The sequence below is a fragment of the Paenibacillus sp. FSL H7-0943 genome, assembly GCF_037963265.1.
GTDB lineage: Bacteria > Bacillota > Bacilli > Paenibacillales > Paenibacillaceae > Paenibacillus_AQ > Paenibacillus_AQ odorifer.
In genome coordinates this window covers 421,232-439,332 of sequence record NZ_CP150148.1, presented here as the reverse complement: position 1 = coordinate 439,332, position 18,101 = coordinate 421,232, and the positions used below count along the sequence as shown (strand labels likewise).

Here is an 18,101-nt window from a genome sequence, read left to right as displayed (position 1 = left end):
AGGACACAGCGAAGAACCGCTGTGCCCTTTTTCGATATGTAACCCCTCTAATGTATTACTGCACGATCTGCACAGTTTTCTCATGAAAGAACTGGCGGATTTCATCTGCCTTAATGCCAGCCTTCTTAGCTGCTAATAATAAATGTACCCACTCTTGATCCAGATCAATAAACTGCTGTTCTCTGTTGCTACCCTGGTTGGACTTTTCCAAAAAATCTCCCCCTAAGATTTTACGTCCCCAGGCAATCCGGCTGTCATAGTATCTCTACCTTAGACCCGCGACTTTGTGCCCCTGCCTTTCGGCAAGTTTACCTTTTACTGGACCCTTTTCACGAAAGGATCTGCTTAAAAAACTATAAAATTACTATCTGCAATAACATTATACAAAAAGAAAGCGGAAAAGTGTGTCGATTCCTGGTTACTTTCTATTTTAAAAACGAAAAATAAAAGATTTTTTTTCAAAGATCTTGTCCGATTATCACGATACTCGTCCGTTACATAAAATAAATTGTACTAGCAAAATAAATATTTACTGACCTAATAGTTAAAAATAAGGATAATAGAATCATTTTAATAGGCCTTTAGAATGGGTAATGAGAAGAAACACCCTTCTTTTCATTAGAACAAGCTAACCCATACCATTTTGCGAACGTATTGGACGAAAGAATGAATTGATTACAGTGGCCGAAAGTAGCACAATAAGATGAGAAATGAAACCGCAATCATCACAGCTCCAGTAAGCGTTGACACAAAATGTCACGTATGGAGTTCATCCGTTAAGGAGGATGTATTCATGGCAGCCAAAGAGCCCTATAACGAATCCATTTGGAGTAAGTATTACGGACCCAATTTAGGCTACATTCAAGAAAGATATGAACAGTTTGTGAAAGATCCCTCCACCGTAGAAAATAATTATCGCGAGCTTTTTACAAATTCGGGACCTCCTCCCCTAACTCCGGATAGCGAACCGGCTCCTCAGCCGCGCATCTCGGGAGACACCGAATGGCTTAGAAAAGCAGTAAGAGCTTCCAAGCTAATCGCCAATATTCGTATATATGGCCATATGGCCGCTGAAATTGATCCGCTGGTACGCGATCAGAATCCCATGGCAAAATATCTTGAGCTTGAAACCTATGGGCTGACCCGCGAAGACCTGATCGCACTGCCTGCCACGCTTATATGGGAAAATGCGCCGAATGATGTGCATACCGGATGGGATGCCGTGCAACGTATGCGTCAGGCATACACCAAGACTATCGCCTATGAATTCGGGCATGTGCATGAAGAAAAAGAACTGCAATGGCTAAATAGACAGGCAGAATCCACCAGCTCACCAGCACCCCTAAATAATACAGAACGCAAAGAGCTCCTGAACCGCCTGATTCAGGTAGAGCAATTTGAAACCTTCCTCCACAAGACTTTTGTAGGTCAGAAGCGTTTCAGTCTTGAAGGCAATGATGCTCTTGTGCCGATGTTAGATGAAATCGTACGTGCTGCTGCACATGACGGTGCGGAGCATATTTTGATGGGCATGGCGCATCGCGGCCGCCTCAACGTTCTTGCACATATTTTGGGCAAACCTTATGATATCATATTTTCAGAGTTTCATCATTCTCCGAACAAGGAGCTTTTCCCTTCCGAAGGCTCCACAGGCATTAACTATGGTTGGACAGGTGATGTGAAATACCATCTCGGTGCAGACCGTGCTGTCCGTGAAGGAGAAACGGTACGCACAAGAATAACACTAGCGAATAACCCAAGTCACTTGGAATTCGTCAATCCTGTCGTGGAAGGTTTCACTCGTGCCGCACAAGAAGATCGGAGCACTGCAGGACTGCCGAAGATTGATACCAGTAAAGCTATGGCGGTGCTGATGCATGGCGATGCTGCTTTTCCAGGTGAAGGCATTGTTGCAGAAACGCTTAATATCGGCAAACTTCAAGGTTATCAAAATGGTGGGACGATCCATATCATTGTTAATAACCGAATTGGTTTTACGACTGAAAGTGAAGATTCCCGTTCTACGCATTATGCGAGTGACATCGCCAAAGGGTATGAAATCCCAATAGTCCATGTCAACGCTGATGACCCAGAGGCCTGCGTAGCAGCTGTACGTTTAGCTAGCGCATACCGCCATCAATTCAAAAAAGATTTCGTAATTGATCTCATCGGCTACCGCCGTCATGGTCACAACGAAATGGATGATCCTGAAACCACACAACCTATTGTCTACGGCAAGGTTCGCAATCATCCAACCGTCTACAAGGTTTATGCAGAGAGACTGAAAAACGAAAAGGTTCTTACCGCCGAAGACGTACAAAAGATGAATGCTGAGGCAGAAAGCGTATTGCAGCGTGCGTACGATACTATGAAGGAAGGCAATCATAAGAAAAAAGAACCCAAAGCCTTCATTCCTCTACAAACGGACCGCGCAGCGGCAAACACTACAGCGGTATCCATCTCCAGCCTGCAGGAGATCAATCGTGAACTGTTGACGGTTCCTGCTGGATTCCAGGTTTATCCGAAGCTGGAGCGCATTTTACAACGTCGTAAAGATGCACTGAATGAGGGTGAAAAGGTCGACTGGGCACTAGCTGAAACATTAGCCTTCGCTACCATTCTGAAAAATGGAACGCCCATCCGACTGAGCGGTCAAGATGCCCAGCGCGGAACCTTCGCACATCGCCATCTGGTGCTGCACGACAGTAAAACAGGAGATTTATTCTCTCCGCTGCATCAGCTAAGCGATTCCCGTGCCTCCTTTGGCGTATACAACAGTCCATTGTCAGAGGCATCAGTATTAGGCTTTGAATATGGTTATAATGTGTTTGCACCGGAAACCTTCGTAATCTGGGAAGCACAGTATGGTGATTTCGCCAATGCGGGTCAGGTTATTTTTGACCAGTTCATTGCCGCTGGACGCGCCAAATGGACACAGCGCAGCAATCTCGTCATCATGCTGCCGCATGGCTACGAAGGACAGGGACCTGAGCACTCCAGCGGTAGGCTGGAACGGTTCTTGCAGCTATCCGCTGAGGAGAACTGGACGGTCGCTAACCTGACTACCGCTTCGCAATATTTCCATCTGCTGCGGCGCCAAGCAGCGTTATGCGGGCAGGAAGATGCTAGACCGCTAGTCATTATGACGCCGAAAAGTCTCATTCGGAATACGCGCAGCACTTCTGCCGGAACCGAGCTGGCTTCAGGACAATTCAAGCCTGTATTAGCTGAATCTTTGCTTGGCCAGAAACCAAGTGAAGTTAAACGGCTCGTAGTCTGCAGCGGTAAAGTCGCTATCGACATCCAAACAGAACTGGAAGCAGCACCGGATAAGGATTGGTCATGGCTGCATGTTCTTCGCCTAGAGCAGCTTTATCCGTTCCCGGAACAGGAGCTAAGCGAACATTTAAACTCCTTCAGCTCCCTTCAGGAAATTGTCTGGGTGCAAGAAGAGCCGAAAAATATGGGCGGCTGGAGCTATAGTGAGCCTCGGTTGCGCGCCATCGCACCGAAAAATGCCGGCGTAAGATATATCGGCCGTCCGGAACGTTCCAGCCCGGCCAGTGGTTATGCAGATGTGCATAGCTTCGAACAACGTAGAATTGTAACAGAAGCCCTAAAATCAAATTCGAACGTACAAGCGGCTGTACCGTCCTCTTAAGAGGACGGTATCACAATAGCGTAAACCATTATGTTTGGGGAGGAAACGGCCTGTGTCAGAAATCTTAGTACCCGATCTGGGAGAATCCATATCCGAAGGAACCATCTACAAATGGCTGGTTAAAGAAGGCGACACGGTAGGTCAAGGCGATGTGCTCGCTGAGCTGGAAACGGATAAAGTCAATCTGGAAATTAGTGCAGAGGTGGAGGGTGTCATCTCCACCATCCTGCGTCAAGCGGGCGAGAACGTAGCCGTTGGCGAAGCCATCGGCATCATTGGAGCCGCAAGCGGCAGTACGCCGCAGGCCGCTGCAAGCGAAGCCGAAGCGCCTAAAGCGGCTCCGGCAGGCGGCAACGCAGTAGCAGCCGCCGCGCCTGTAGCTGCGCCCGAAGTGCCTGCAGCAGGTGGCGACAGCCACGCTGCCTTGGCATCGCCGGGCGCACGCAAGCTGGCACGGGAGCGCGGCATCGACCTCGGCGAGGTTAGCGCCCGTGATCCTATCGGCCGGATTGGTCAGGCCGATGTGTCCGGTCATGGTGCAGCAGCACCGCAGGCCGCTGCACCGGTAGCTCCGGCGCCGCAAGGCAAGCCGGAGCCAGCGAAGCCGGCAGCGGGCAAAGCCACGCCGGACGAGGGCAAAAACGTGGAGCGCAAGCGCATGTCACGCAGACGGCTCACGATTGCCAGCCGCTTGGTCGAAGCGCAGCAGACCGCGGCCATGCTTACCACCTTCAACGAGGTGGACATGACAGCGATCCTCGACATCCGCAAGCGCCGCAAGGATGCATTTAAAGAAAAACATGAAGTTGGACTAGGCTTCATGTCCTTCTTCACCAAAGCCGTGATCGGTGCGCTTAAAACCTATCCACTGCTGAACGCCGAAATCGACGGTGAAGATCTGGTCGTTAAGAAATTCTACGACATCGGTATTGCTGTTGCAGCGAAAGAAGGACTTGTAGTTCCCGTAGTCCGTGATGCGGATCGGCTCAGCTTCCCGGAAATCGAGCGCCAGATTGGCGAGCTCGCTTCCAAAGCACGTGCCAATACGCTCAGCCTCTCCGAGCTGCAAGGCGGAACATTCACCATCACCAACGGTGGCGTATTCGGCTCCTTGTTATCCACACCGATTCTGAATACACCACAGGTGGGTATTCTAGGGATGCATAAGATCCAACTGCGTCCGATCGCGCTGGACGAAGAAAGAACCGTAAACCGTCCAATGATGTACATCGCCCTTTCCTATGATCACCGGATCGTTGACGGCTCTGAAGCGGTAAGCTTCCTGGTCAAAGTGAAGGAATTGCTGGAAGATCCGGAAGCACTACTGCTAGAAGGCTAACGCTCTTCGAATTTTCGAAGATATAAGAATATTAAGAAGGTATCCCTACAGCTCTCGCTTTGGGGATACCTTTTTTTATATCTGGATCCAATTTCAGCCTTCCCTGCATACGATTTAACTGTATTTTATACACTTATTTATTTCTGATCCGCTCATAGCCTCTTCTCTAATTGCATTCTCTACAACTAAAATCCGTAAAAACGTCTATTTCCACTAATCTAACCAGTAATAGCTGCATCAAATACAACTAAAGTACTTATATACAGGTATTGGTGAACTTTAATTGCACATAATACAACTAACTTAGCGCATGCACCTTCAAACTACATACTACACACTACGCACTACGCACTACTAACTACTAACTACTAACTACTAACTACTAACTACTAACTACTAACTACTAACTACTAACTTCAAACTTCAAACTTCAAACTTCAAACTTCAAACTTCAAACTTCAAACTTCAAAACTCTACTTCAATAGCTCCTCAGCCAGCTGTAAAAATTGCTCCTGGGTCAAAATCTTATCTCCATAGCTGGTGAGTGTATAATACGCATCCTGCTTCTCGTTATACCAGTTCAGATAATCATAGCTGACTTCTTCCCTTACTACCTTGTTATAGATAACTTCTGTCCCTGCAACTGTGAGCTTATTAGCTTGATTCTCAGGCGTTTGTTCCACGAAAACCTTGCCCCCATGCATGAGCGTTGCTGAGATCCCTATAAAAGCATTGTTCTTCGAATAAGTTACACTTAGCCCCCCTGGCTCGGACCACGATATAGCCTTCATAAACAAATTGCGGGTCCCCTTATCCTTATTTGCCTGAGCGGTAAGATCATTTAATGTTTCCTTATACAGAGAACTTCCCTTAGCTGTATCCGTAGTCGGAGAATTAGGATGGATTACACTATATTTAAAAGCGTACCCCGCTGCCGTTTCGGGAAGCATTGGCGCCCCTGTTCTTTTGATTTCTTTTAAAAAATCAGAATACGCATCTATCCGCTGCTCTTTATACTTAAACTGCAATTCTGTCGCCAAGCCTGCTGCACCTGCTTTATTTTTCACAAGATAAGCGATCAATTCACCCGGTTTAGCGAACTTTTCTGCTTGCTGCGCATATTTATCATAAGAAGCATTTTCTGCAGATTCAGTCGGCGCAACATGTTGGACCTTCACTACTCCTTCACTATTGCGGATTTGGATATATTCAGACGCAGCATACGCAGTCACAGAAATCAGCAGAAACAGCGTTAACATACTGGCCACTGCCGTTGTTTTATTCATCACCCTCAGCGAGAACGATCGCTTTCGACCTGTTATGCCAGTAATACGCCCCATGACCTTATCTTCTACATCTACCTCATCCAAAAGTTCATTGCCCGCCGAGGCATAAATTATATCTTGGTATTCATTGCTGATTTTGTTTCTTTCCATGTGATCTCCTCCTCCGACTTCATAGCTTCCTGAACCTTTAGCTTGATCCGATTCATTCTTTTAGTTAGCGCATTGGGACTGACCCCTAGAATCTCACTTATCTCTGCATAAGTTTGTTCCTCAAACACCCGCAGAATAAGCATGTTTCTCTCCTCAAGCGACAATCCCGCTAAAGCCGCAGACAATGAAGGACTGTACAACCGAGCATCCAGCTCCTGTTCAGGGCTTGCAGACAGTACTTCCGGACGAAAAATACGCATGACTTGCTTATGCAGACGACGCCTGCGCAGCAGATTTAAGCAATGATGATATGCGATACGATAGAGCCATGCCGAGAAATGCATTTGCGTTTTGTATTGCCGGATAGATTGATAACCCTTTACCAAAATATCCTGAACCGCGTCCTCCGCATCCTGCTTGTTTTCTAACAAACGATAGCAATATCGATAGATCGGCTTTTGGAATGACCTGACAATTAAAGCATACTGCTCGGAATCTCCCTTTTGAATCCTAACGATTAGCTCTTCCAACTCTGTCGAGTCTAGCGAATCCTGTGGCGATGTAAGCACCTCCTTAACCTTTATATCTCTATAACACTTGACCACCGAAAAAAGTGCCTATGTAAACCAAACTAAAGGAAATTTTATAAAAGCTGACAATCACGGCTTCGGAGAATGTTTGAATCACTGACTGCTGGTGTGCCCTGATTTCTTACTTATACCATTATGCACGGTTAAAATCTGGTGAGTCTATGCTTAGCAGATGCATAACAAAACCTCCCATTAGACCTGATAACTCCAGGTTTGCTTCTAATGGAAGGTTTTTTAATAAGGCTTCATTATTCTAAGACTGAGGTGTAACTTCAAAGTCTACTAGATTTGTAAATTGTGCAAAGGTTACTCTCTTATCATGGAAGGAGATAGAGTGATCGTAATCGTCTTATCGAACGGGGTCATAAAATTGACCAACACCGCCTTGCAGTTATCCTGTAGCTTCGCCTCACGCACCGTAGCCGCCAGATGGCCAAGCTCGCCCCCTGTCAGTTCAATCCAGTCCTCTTCACAACTATAGCGGAGGTTACCGCCGTTCCAGAGATAATGGTCCTCTCCGACAGCCTGCAATTCACCCGATGTGAAACATCCTTCCCGTCCAAAAATAAAAGACAGCTGTGTCATAACCTCTGTAGGTTCCTCAGCATGCAACCGGAGGGTCCACCCTCTGTCCGTGCGTTGAACCTCCGTCTCCACACGGAATGTCTGTTCATGCGTAAGTGCGCGGCTCTGATGCGGTAGCAGATACCAAGGGCTTACTGGCTCCCCAGATGTTTGCGGAAGCAGTTCACCTTCTACAGGACCGTAATAACCCTTCTTTTGTTCTCCTGACAGGTGGTATCCGTCAGGTAGTTTGATCATTTTCTGCATCGGGACATAGCCCGGATTAAAGTAAGAAGCCAGTTGCACTGCAAGCAGCCTGACGGCACCGTGACGGAGTGCAAAAAAAGACGGCGTCTCCGTGATTAAGGTCACGCTAGTGTTCCCGTCCCTGTAACGCGCAACCGGTGCTCCGAAATCAGTATGCAGCCGGCTGTGGTAAATTCGCCCTTGATGGCCGGACTTCTCCATATCCTGCAGATAGCCGTGTCGCGGAAAATCGCCGTTCAGTATTTTCTCATATTTTACAGGCAGAGCTGCCGAATCTTCAAAAGGTTGCTGAAGCTCCGGCTCCAGCAGCATACGTACAAGTACGTTGACAGAGCAGACCCCCGGATTTTCCAGTGCTCTGCCTGCCCATTCGGCCATCCCCGCAAACAATGGCTCCTTATCGGAACGGGCCAGAATAGCGTACGGTAAATAATATGGAGACAGGTCGTGAAAGCTCCCCAGATCCTGGCGCCCAGAATAATCGGTCACAACTTCGCCCTTAGGATGCACCAAATAGACCATCATGTGTAAATTCAGACGAACTGGCTCCAGCAACTGCGGCCGATCCAGCAGACGAGCGGCATGAATCAGCATGATGTCGCTGACCGCACTATAAATACCGTTGCTGCGCTCCGTCCATTCTCCATCAGGTGTAATATCCATCCCTTCCGCCAACCACTGTTCCGCCCGTTGGACAGCCTCCTCCAGTCCGAACAGTTCATGCAGAAATCCCAGTGCTGCACACAATACCCAACGGTGATTCGGCGTGTGACAGCCCCCTGTAAGCATGACGGGAATAGTTCGCTTAAGAAACAAGAGCATATTATCAAGCACCTGTTGCAGTGGCGCCCAATCCTGCGACGCCAACAGTTGGTATAGCTGAGCATAGCCGACGATGACAAAGGCTGTATCCGGGGGAGAATGATAGTTCGTCCAGCCCGGAGAGATCGAGCCATCCTCATGTTGTGCACGCAGCACGAACTCCGTCGCCAGCAGCAGGCGGGCCAGCAGCAGCTCATCACGGTAGAATGCGGAATCCGGGTTAACCAGAGCCGCTCCCCAATAACACATATCGGTTGGTGTGCCGGTCGTATGATTAACCCAGGCAACGCCAGTACCCGGATCTATTGTCCCTCCATAATAGCGGCTCGTCGGATCAAGCACCTGCCGGGATAATCCCTCCACTGCCGCTCTATCATTACTGGCTACCAGTTGCTTGTACATTATACTTCCCTCCATGTTAACAATCTGCTCAATGTCTGGGTGGTAACAGGAGCTAAAGCCGCGCCAGCTCTTGTCGGATACGGTCAGGAATTTCCGTGAACAGTTGATTCCAAGAAACGAACAATTCCTCCCGGTCCGCATATTCCCAGCACGAATAGGACAGGGAAGGCGTGAACCGGCAGGTTTGCAGATAACGGTGGACAAGACGGTCAGTTTCTCCATCGGACGCCAGAATGCCGTGAAAAAAGTCGCCATAAATCAGACCCTCCGCACCTGCTCCATCCTGTGTACTGGATGCGAATCCCGGTAACAGCTCAAAGACTTCAGGGAACGGGGCAAGAGCATGCTTGCCGGGTTGGACATAGAGGTCCACCCGTGTCCCGCTTAGATTGCTGCCCCCGCGCAGCAGCGCTTTAAGGAATTTCCCGTGAAAGCTCGCTTCTGCATCCACCACTTCCCCGTCTCTACCGATGTAAACCCACACATGCTCCAGATCATATAAATGCTGAATATCATAATCGTAATAAATCGCGTATTCCACAACGGCCAGCACATCCGGATGGTTCACAGCTAGACGGCGCCGGAAGGAAGGAGACTCCTCCTCCTGCCGCATCACCGTTATACCGAGACGTACCGGAAAAAATGGCTCGTTCTGATCGAATAATAAGCGCGGAGCATACTTCATAGCTAACCTACGGTCTTCATCGTTCAACATCAGACCTGTCCTCTACGCGCCAACTTGGCCATAAGCAGCTGATGACTTTCAGCAATTTCTTCCGGCTGGCAAGCTGCCTTCAACTCATACACCTTGACCCGCGCCCGTTCAATCATCGGCAGATAAGCATCATAGAATTCCATATTCCCGCTGTTTACATAAGGGCACCAGTGATCAGACAGACCGATGGTCTCATGAATGTGAACACCTACAATATCATCCATCAGACCTTCCATTTCCCCCACACTGTCGTACAAACCCAAACGGTCCATCATAATGGCATGCCCGGTGTCATACCATATGCCCACAGGCGATCCTTTTAGCGCCTTAATAATCATTTTGGCTTCCGCAAGCGTCGGAATCTGCTGCGGTTTGGAACGTGTTTCGATACCAAAGCGTACGTTTAGCCCCTCAGAAACTGCCCGGTTACATACTTCATCTAGGCTTTCAATAATTTTCTGCACATAGCCGGCGCTATAGGCTTCCCGCCGCTCCATCAGTTCCGCCCATTTGCTGCGATAAGCGTTAGAATCTCTACCCTCTCCGTTATAAATCTGCTCCAGCTCTTTGCTGATATCATTTGGAAAGGGTACCTCACCGGGATGCACAACAACAGCTTCTCCTCCGTAACGCTGAGCGTACTTAGCCGAGCCAATCAGCAGCTCAATCGCCCGCTGCCGCTTCTCCTCATCCTCAAAACCTAGCAGCACGGAATCTGTGCCATAATCGGAGTCCTGCACATGCGGGAAGGTGTTGTGGACACTGGAGATCCCCATCTCCCCCCGCTCAAGCATCGGCTCGATCGTTTCCAGCATTTCCTTAGTCACATTATAGTTCAGCTCCACTCGCTGAAAGCCCAGATCGCGGATTTCCCGCAGCATTTCACTGCCGATGGAATGACGCTTAATGTTCCAGCAAGTTGAGAACGAAAATATGCCTTTGTCCTCCATAATTATGTTCTCCTCCCTTGTTACAGCTTACGGTTCAACCTTTTACGGCACCAAGCATTACACCGCTGACAAAATATTTCTGCAGCCATGGATATACGGCAAGGATCGGTACTGTTGCAAAGATAACGGTGGCCGCTTTTAGGCTCTCTGGTGTCAGTGGGGTCCGGTTGGCACCTTCCATTTGTGTCAGTTCGGATACCATATTGTTCTGCACCATCTGGAACAGCTTGAGCTGGAGCGGATACAAATCCGGATTATTGATATACATCAAAGAATCCTGAAAGCCGTTCCACCTTCCCACTGCGTAGAAAAGCGCCAATGTGGCCATAACCGGCATGGATAGCGGCAATATAATACTCATCAGGGTACGAAGATGGGAACTGCCATCGATTTCGGCCGATTCCTCCAGGCTGGCAGGGATGTTATTGAAAAAGGAGATCAGGATAATCAGGTTAAAGGGGCTGACCAGACCTGGCAGGATAAGCGACCAGACCGAATTAATCAAATGCAAATCACGGATCAACAAATATTCAGGAATAATACCGCCGCTGAAAAACATAGTGATAACGATCAGATACATAAAAAATTTACGGCCCTTCAATTTTCTTTTGGTCAGCGGATAAGCTGCTGCGACAGTGAAAAGCATACACAGCACCGTTGTGGCAAACGTCAGAATAACCGTAAAGACAAGAGAGCGGATCATCGCATTATTGGAAAAAACATTAATGTATGCATTCCAGTTCAATTCAATGGGGAAAATCGTTACTTCTCCAGAAGTAATTGCCCGGTTGGAACTAAGCGACACGGCAATCACATGCAAAAACGGAGCCAAGCAGAACAAGACGAACAAGGCAACAAACGTTATATTGACGATATCGAATATCCGGTTTGAGGTACGTTCACTCATAGCACTCCGCCTCCTTCTTTCTTTATCATAAAATACCGTCTCCGGTCACTTTTTTCGAAATATAGTTGGAGCCAAAAATAAACACCAGTCCCACCACGGCCTGGAACAATCCGACTACAGTAGCCAACGTATATTGTCCGGATTCTAGACCCACCCGGTACACAAAGGTACTGAGCACATCAGAATACTCACGCACAGCAGTGTTACCGATAATGTAAGGGCGGTCAAAACCGATGCTGACCATCTTTCCCAGATTGAGGATAAGCAGCGTCACGATGGTTGGTTTTATGCTAGGAAGCGTAATGTAGCGGATTTTCTTCAGCCTTGTCGCTCCATCCACTTCAGCAGCTTCAAACAGCTCTCGGTTGACACCGGTTAACGCCGCCAGATAAAGGATAGTCCCCCAACCGGCACTTTGCCAGACGCCTGTGAATAAATAAGTGATCAGCCACGGATTTTTTTCAGTCAGAAACGGGATGGGAGTAAGGCCTAAGCTCTCCAGCACACCGTTCACCATACCGGACTGGTTGCCGAACAATTGATATACGATCCCCCCGATGATCACCCAGGAAATAAAGTGGGGGATATACAAAATCGTCTGCGATATTTTCTTGAACCACACCGAACGAATTTCGAACAGCATAATCGCCAGGATAATCGGAGCCGGAAAAGAGACAAGTAAATCCAGAAAATTCAGCATAAAGGTATTGCGCAAGGTGGTGTAGAACTCTCTCATTCCAAAAACCTCGCGGAACGCATCAAAGCCAATCCACTCGCTGCCTCCAATCCCCTGAAACAAATTGAAATCCTTAAAAGCAATCTGCACACCATACATCGGACCATAGCGGAAGATCAGGAAATAAATAATAGGCAGCGAAAGCAGCGCGTACAATTGCCAATACCGTCTAAAGTATGTCGCTTTGCTCAAGTCGTTTTCCTCCTAAGGAGAAAAACCGGGTGGAGCGCAGCACCATCTCCCCCCGGTTTTCACTATATATTTGTTTATTGAGCCGAAAGTTCCTTAAACGACTTCTCCAGTTCCTCTTTCAGCTTGGTTCCGCCCAAAGTCATGTAATCTTTCATTTCTTGCTCGTAAACCGCTTCAAATTGCTCTGGTTTGGCCATTGCCGTCTTTACAATAATTACGTTGAGCTTATCTTTGAGCGTTGTGCCATATTGCGATTCCGCTTCTATCGGCTTGCCGAAGACGAGCGGACCCACCGTGTCAGCGTTGGCGATAGCGATAGATTGAGTCAGCATCTCCCGGTTACGTTCCGGGAAGCCCAGCGCCCATGCTTTTTCATTAGTGGCCTGATCACCGATGTTTTTGCCGTTGGAGATAATGGCCATGTCGCCAGCATTAAATAGACGATCGGCGAACTCCTGGGAAACATCTGTTTTGGCCACTGGAATACCGTCTACCAGGTCGTAGTTTTCACCTTCAACGCCATTTTGGATATCAATCAGATTATTATCCGAAGCCATCCAATCGAGATACTTAACGGCTTCCACGGCGCGTTTACTACTCTTCGGAATCATGATGTACATGCCGTTGGAGGCATACCGGGATTTAATGTGCTTGTTATCAACGTTGGCGTTGGTTAAGACGTCTACCGGCAGCACCTTGCTTCCCTCTACATTTTTGTAGAGATTATCCAGGGTACCATCGGCATAGAACAAGACATCCACATCCTCCGACCAGTAGCCTACATTGCCGTTTTGGATATCCTTGGCCAACTGTGTTTTATCCTCGTCCAGACTGAAGTCCTTACTGATCATCCCTTCATTGTAGAGCTTATTGAGAAATTGCAGGGCATCCTTAAAGCCCTCATGCAGCGGCAGCTCATAACGTTGGCTGTAGGTCAGATCGCCGCTGATCGGCTTCATGAAAGAGAAAATCAACGTCTCGAATTGGGCTGGTGCCAGTGCCATGCCCATCGGGATGTTTTTGCTGCCGAGATTGCCCGGATCCTTTTCTTTAAACGCTTTCAAAGTAGTGTACAGCTCATCGGTCGTCGTTGGCACAGGCAATCCTAATTTATCTAACCAATCCTGACGGATGTAGGAGCTATAACGGCCTGTGATCGCCCGTTTACCAGGGATCGCATACTGCTGACCTTCAAGCTGGCCGAACGCCAGCGTATCCTCGCCAATAAACTTTTTCAGATTCGGGCCATATTCGTCGAGAATTTCTCCGACATCAGTCAAGCCACCTTGCTGGGCATACCGATAAAACACACTGGAATCATACGTAAATACGATATCGGGCACATCCGTATTGCTCGCCATCAAAACATTCAGCTTGGTAACTTCCTCAGAACGCTGGATAGGTACAAATTCTACATCAATGTTATTCGGATCTCCGAACTTTTCCTGCACTAGTTTAGTTAAGTAGTTATTGGTAATGGTATGAGGGGCTGGGCTGTTGCCGCGGTCAAACACTTCCACCTTTAATGTAACGCGCTTGGCACTTTCGCCGGCTGGGGCACCCTCGGATGCTGTGTTGTTTTTAGAATCATTGGAACAGCCTGCTAGCAGAGAAACGCCCATTATTGCGGTTAATCCGATCCCGATTGCTTTCTTCAGAACTCCTTGATGTACGTTCACTGTCATTTTTCCATCCCCTTCGCCCTTGCAGGCTTTAATGGTGTATTTATGATCCCCTAGCCTTAACTCTATCCATCCCCAGCGGAATCCATATCACGTGATGCTTTTTACTGCCGTGCTACTGGGTCGCTTGTTGTTCTGGATGCCCACAGTATTTCATGAATTCCGGCAGTCTGACAATAAACCTCTTTCGGATGCTCATATCCCAGCAAAATCGGACTTCCGGTTTATCCATACAACCATTTTCGTAGAATAAACCGCTTTCAAAAGTGTGAAAATAAAGACCGCATCGGTGTTCGCGCCCTCATCATAGAGGTTGGCGTGCACAGATGCGGTTATAAAAACTATTGTTCACGTGCTATTGGATTAATAAAGTCGGCAGCTATAGTCTGGAGGTCCCGCGCCCGCGCTTTAAAGAACGGTAGTCACCCGGCGTGATTCCTAATACTCGTTTGAATACCCTGCCGAATGTAATTGCATTCGCATATCCCACCTGGAGTGCGATATCCTGCAGCGAACATTCCGTTTCCACTAAAAGCTTTTCGGCTTCCTTCATGCGTAGCTCTGTAAGAAAATCAACAAATTTCATTTTAAATTCTGTTTTAAATAGATAGCTGGCATATTTGCCGGATACCTGAAACCGGTCGCTCAAATGCTTTAGGGAAAGATCGGGATTTGTAAAATTCTCTTCAATATAATTCTTCATCTCGGTTACCATCGCCCGGTAGCTTTTAGTTTCACTGACAGAAACATAAGTGCGGAATAAATCAGTCAAATACTCAAACAAAATCCCCTTCATTTCATCTATGGATTCTGCCTCTTCCAGCCGCTTCAGCTGCTTCTCCGCATTTTCTGCTGACAGCTCATCCTGCAGCTGCTCAGACATGACAGCCACTTCCCGGCTCAGCATCTGTAGCATGGCCTGAATTAGAGAGCGAATATCATCATCTTGTAAATAATCCTGTTTAAAACCATCAAAAACACCTTCCAGCAGTTCCCGCCATTGGCCGCTCGACATCCGGAACTGCTTAACAAACTCGGCAATCATTTGTAGATACTTGAATGTCTCAAGAAGCGGCTGGCGCGTTTCTCCAAATTCCGTTAAAGCGATGTCTTCGTGCATTAAAAGCTTGTGCTGCATCACATTCTCCGCTGCCGCATAGGAATCCCGGATCTCCCCTGGCCCAGCCGCCACTGGCCCGATAGCGAAGCTTAAGGAGAGGCGTAAGTTCTGCTCCACCCAGGTGCGGCAGTCCTCAGCGAACACACGGATTTTCTCTGCCATCTCTTCATCACTTCCTGTGGTCAGGAAGAGAATTGCCGCCCGGTCAGTCCCAATCCACTCCGCCCAAGCTTGCAATTCCGCACTCCGCGCCAATTCTTGAAAGACATTCATCAGGGCAAATTTAAGCGTGTTCTGATCGCCCCTTGTATAACGATCTTGAAAAACCTTGTCGTAGCGGTTGATTTCGCTTAGCACAACCATAAAGCGGGATGTGGAATGAGCTCCGGAGAGCGGCGACAGCTCTTCCATCCGCTGGACGACATTGTCCAACCGCTCGCTTTGCAAGAGATCGTTGAAAAGCTTGCTGCGCTGTAACAGCAAATTCTCTCTGCTTTTCTTATCATAATCCGTCATATGGTTGATTAGATCTTCCAGCACCCCGTCAATGAGCATCATTTCGTCCGGTCTGTCGCTGGATTGGTCCAGCTTGCGAATTTGATGGCCTTCAATCCGGTTCATAATCACCTGAATCGGCTTATAGTTCCGCCGCGTAACATAGATAAGGTAAAAAATCGCGCACACAACCGTACCTAAGGCAATAGCTACCCAAAGGTAAGAAATCACTGACACCCAGCTGAATAGACTGCCCGTTTTGATCCCGCTGGAAAACGTCCAGCCAAGCCTTTCCATATATAAAGTGTTCAACTGCTTCCCATTCTTGGCACCTTCACTGTCCGAATGAGCCTGATAGACCACCTGTCCATCTGCGCCAAAGATGGTCAGAAAGGACAACTGTTCGTTGACCATACCGTCGACGATCTGTTCCATTCCGCTCATTTTGAGATTGATTACGAGCACTCCCTCCGAGCCGAAGGGCAGCGGCATACCTTTATTTATGGTAAGCACACGTATAGACGTACGCTGAAATTCATCTTTGTATTCCCTAACAGGCTGCCAGCCTTCCGATAAAGAGCCGGAGGTGATGCGGCCAATCCAATCCTCGTCTACAAATCCTGAAAGGTCCTTTAATCCAGTTTCTGTTAAAACGCTTTCATTTCTCTTGTCATAAAGATAGATGGACTGAATATAGGGCGATTCACGCGTCAAATTGCGTAGATTCTGGGCAACAGCGTAGACGGTCGCCATATCAATCTGGCCTTGATTGTTAAAATAACGTTTATAAGCATCGCTGCGTTCAGCAGCCTCCAGCACTGACAATTCAGCTTCCTTGATCGTTCGGTCCACATTATCCATAAGATAGCTGGCGGTGATACGGTCCGCTTTTTTGGTTTCCATTCGTGAAATATCATTAATAAATACAAAAGAGGCAAAAATCAGTATCGTCACAGTAAGCAAAAAAATAGGAAAATAGGACAGCAGCAATCGGCGATACCAGGAACGGAACAATAGATAACCCCCTCTGTACAACCGTTAGGATACCCGGCCACGGTTCAGCCGTTAATGCACGAGTAGTTCATAGATATTTGGCTGCACCATCATGGAAATGGAAACTCTTCCGCCTAATTTGCTGCCATTATAACACATACAACATGAGCCCGACCAACGAAGCCATTCGTATTTTACACCTGCTCATTAAAAAGGCGAGGTGCGCACAGCCATAGCCGTGAACCCCCGCATATAAATCTGTCCGAGCAGCCGCCAAGCACCAAGTTGTAGCCCTCCTCGGCCTATAAACCACTCAGATCTCTGATATAACGGCGCGCCTTGATCGCATATTCCAGCGGATCGGCAAGTGCCGGATCCTGCTCCGCTTCCACTACAAACCATCCCGTATAAGAGTAACTTGCCAATTCGCTGAAAATCTCCGCAAAGGATATACATCCATCGCCAGGTACGGTGAATGCGCCCGTTTTTACAGCCTGGAGAAAACTGAGCTGATCCCGCAGCACACGCTGAACAACCTCCGGACGTATATCCTTCAAATGGACATGTTTAATCCGAGGTAAATGGATGCGCAGTACCTCTAAGGGATTCTCACCCGCAAAGGCTAGATGCCCGGTATCGAACAGCAGAGACACCTCTTCCGGTTCCGTGAGCTCCATTAGCTTAGCAATTTCGGCCCCAGTCTGCACCCCTGTCCCCATATGATGATGGTATACAAGCGCCATACCTTTTTCAGCAGCCAGCCGGCCAAGCCCACCCAGTCCATCGGCAAGTGCGGCCCACTCCGCTTCTGTGAATACAGGTTTATTAGCAAATAGCGGCGTATCCATTTGTCCCTGAATACTCCGCCCTTGCTCTGAGACGACAATCACCTTCGCACCCATCTCATATAAAAAATCACGATGCGCGCAAAAAGCCTCCACTGTCTCCTCATATGGCCGCACAGTCAGATACGCGCTGAACCAAGCGCTGGCAATCTCAAGTCCACGAAGCTCAAGTGCCCGGCGCAGCCGTTCCGGAGAGCGTGGATACTTGTTGCCCACCTCGCTTCCCTGAAACCCGGCAAGCGCCATTTCGCTAATGCACTGTTCAAAGGTATTGTCTTTTCCCAGTTCAGGCATATCATCATTAGTCCAAGCGATAGGAGCAATCGCCAGCTTGACCGCATGTTCTTTGAACATCATCGATTCTACCCCTTCCGTTTCACAGTAT

The 18,101-nt window shown here is 48.1% G+C and carries 13 protein-coding genes and 1 riboswitch; of the genes, 2 read left to right on the top strand and 11 right to left on the bottom strand.

Annotated features, from left to right (window positions below; genetic code table 11):
- Positions 1 to 55 precede the first annotated feature (55 nt).
- Complete coding sequence (locus NSQ55_RS01945; RefSeq protein ID WP_232061118.1) at positions 56 to 211, bottom strand: anti-repressor SinI family protein; 156 nt, start codon at positions 209 to 211, stop codon at positions 56 to 58.
- Between the two features lie 27 nt (positions 212 to 238).
- Positions 239 to 323, bottom strand: a riboswitch (cyclic di-GMP riboswitch).
- Positions 324 to 793: 470 nt separating this feature from the next.
- Between NSQ55_RS01945 and NSQ55_RS01940 the strand changes: the two genes are divergently transcribed.
- Both NSQ55_RS01940 and odhB read left to right on the top strand, forming a co-directional pair.
- Entirely contained in the window at positions 794 to 3,661 is a 2,868-nt protein-coding gene (locus NSQ55_RS01940; protein WP_076185640.1) for a 2-oxoglutarate dehydrogenase E1 component, read from the top strand.
- Between the two features lie 52 nt (positions 3,662 to 3,713).
- Positions 3,714 to 5,000, top strand: a complete 1,287-nt coding sequence (odhB, locus tag NSQ55_RS01935; RefSeq protein WP_280753314.1) for a 2-oxoglutarate dehydrogenase complex dihydrolipoyllysine-residue succinyltransferase — start codon at positions 3,714 to 3,716, stop codon at positions 4,998 to 5,000.
- Positions 5,001 to 5,473: 473 nt separating this feature from the next.
- Here odhB and NSQ55_RS01930 read toward each other — a convergent pair whose 3' ends face one another.
- The 10 genes from NSQ55_RS01930 to iolE all read right to left on the bottom strand — a co-directional run bounded on the left by NSQ55_RS01930 (position 5,474) and on the right by iolE (position 18,070).
- Positions 5,474 to 6,436, bottom strand: coding sequence for a hypothetical protein (locus tag NSQ55_RS01930; protein ID WP_339170895.1), 963 nt, complete (start codon positions 6,434 to 6,436; stop codon positions 5,474 to 5,476).
- On the bottom strand, positions 6,397 to 7,005 hold the full coding sequence (locus tag NSQ55_RS01925; RefSeq protein WP_076124651.1) for an RNA polymerase sigma factor: 609 nt from the start codon (positions 7,003 to 7,005) through the stop codon (positions 6,397 to 6,399). The genes NSQ55_RS01930 and NSQ55_RS01925 overlap by 40 nt, the downstream gene beginning before the upstream one ends.
- Before the next feature lie 327 nt (positions 7,006 to 7,332).
- On the bottom strand, positions 7,333 to 9,081 hold the full coding sequence (locus tag NSQ55_RS01920; RefSeq protein WP_076306525.1) for a hypothetical protein: 1,749 nt from the start codon (positions 9,079 to 9,081) through the stop codon (positions 7,333 to 7,335).
- A gap of 52 nt (positions 9,082 to 9,133) precedes the next feature.
- Positions 9,134 to 9,796: a hypothetical protein gene (locus NSQ55_RS01915; protein WP_076185634.1), complete on the bottom strand. Its 663-nt coding sequence runs from the start codon at positions 9,794 to 9,796 to the stop codon at positions 9,134 to 9,136.
- Positions 9,796 to 10,746, bottom strand: a complete 951-nt coding sequence (locus tag NSQ55_RS01910; RefSeq protein WP_248549131.1) for a TIM barrel protein — start codon at positions 10,744 to 10,746, stop codon at positions 9,796 to 9,798. Before NSQ55_RS01910 ends, NSQ55_RS01915 begins: the two co-directional genes overlap by 1 nt.
- A 34-nt stretch (positions 10,747 to 10,780) precedes the next feature.
- On the bottom strand, positions 10,781 to 11,653 hold the full coding sequence (locus tag NSQ55_RS01905; protein WP_038568356.1) for a carbohydrate ABC transporter permease: 873 nt from the start codon (positions 11,651 to 11,653) through the stop codon (positions 10,781 to 10,783).
- Positions 11,654 to 11,678: 25 nt separating this feature from the next.
- Positions 11,679 to 12,581: an ABC transporter permease subunit gene (locus NSQ55_RS01900; RefSeq protein ID WP_038568353.1), complete on the bottom strand. Its 903-nt coding sequence runs from the start codon at positions 12,579 to 12,581 to the stop codon at positions 11,679 to 11,681.
- A 74-nt stretch (positions 12,582 to 12,655) separates the two neighbouring features.
- Positions 12,656 to 14,266 (bottom strand): extracellular solute-binding protein, encoded by a 1,611-nt coding sequence (locus tag NSQ55_RS01895; RefSeq protein WP_076124659.1) that lies wholly within the window; start codon positions 14,264 to 14,266, stop codon positions 12,656 to 12,658.
- A gap of 376 nt (positions 14,267 to 14,642) precedes the next feature.
- Positions 14,643 to 16,892, bottom strand: a complete 2,250-nt coding sequence (locus NSQ55_RS01890) for a helix-turn-helix domain-containing protein (protein ID WP_248549132.1) — start codon at positions 16,890 to 16,892, stop codon at positions 14,643 to 14,645.
- Between the two features lie 281 nt (positions 16,893 to 17,173).
- Complete coding sequence (gene iolE / locus NSQ55_RS01885) at positions 17,174 to 18,070, bottom strand: myo-inosose-2 dehydratase (RefSeq protein ID WP_076302365.1); 897 nt, start codon at positions 18,068 to 18,070, stop codon at positions 17,174 to 17,176.
- Between the last annotated feature and the right edge of the window lie 31 nt (positions 18,071 to 18,101).

What these genes read in the sequence shown, in the direction of transcription:
- NSQ55_RS01940 (WP_076185640.1), top strand. Translation starts at nt 794, where the DNA reads ATGGCAGCCAAAGAGCCCTATAACGAATCCATTTGGAGTAAGTATTAC.
- NSQ55_RS01930 (WP_339170895.1), bottom strand. Translation starts at nt 6,436, where the DNA reads ATGGAAAGAAACAAAATCAGCAATGAATACCAAGATATAATTTATGCC.
- NSQ55_RS01920 (WP_076306525.1), bottom strand. Translation starts at nt 9,081, where the DNA reads ATGTACAAGCAACTGGTAGCCAGTAATGATAGAGCGGCAGTGGAGGGA.
- NSQ55_RS01915 (WP_076185634.1), bottom strand. Translation starts at nt 9,796, where the DNA reads ATGTTGAACGATGAAGACCGTAGGTTAGCTATGAAGTATGCTCCGCGC.
- NSQ55_RS01910 (WP_248549131.1), bottom strand. Translation starts at nt 10,746, where the DNA reads ATGGAGGACAAAGGCATATTTTCGTTCTCAACTTGCTGGAACATTAAG.
- NSQ55_RS01905 (WP_038568356.1), bottom strand. Translation starts at nt 11,653, where the DNA reads ATGAGTGAACGTACCTCAAACCGGATATTCGATATCGTCAATATAACG.
- NSQ55_RS01895 (WP_076124659.1), bottom strand. Translation starts at nt 14,266, where the DNA reads ATGACAGTGAACGTACATCAAGGAGTTCTGAAGAAAGCAATCGGGATC.
- iolE (WP_076302365.1), bottom strand. Translation starts at nt 18,070, where the DNA reads ATGTTCAAAGAACATGCGGTCAAGCTGGCGATTGCTCCTATCGCTTGG.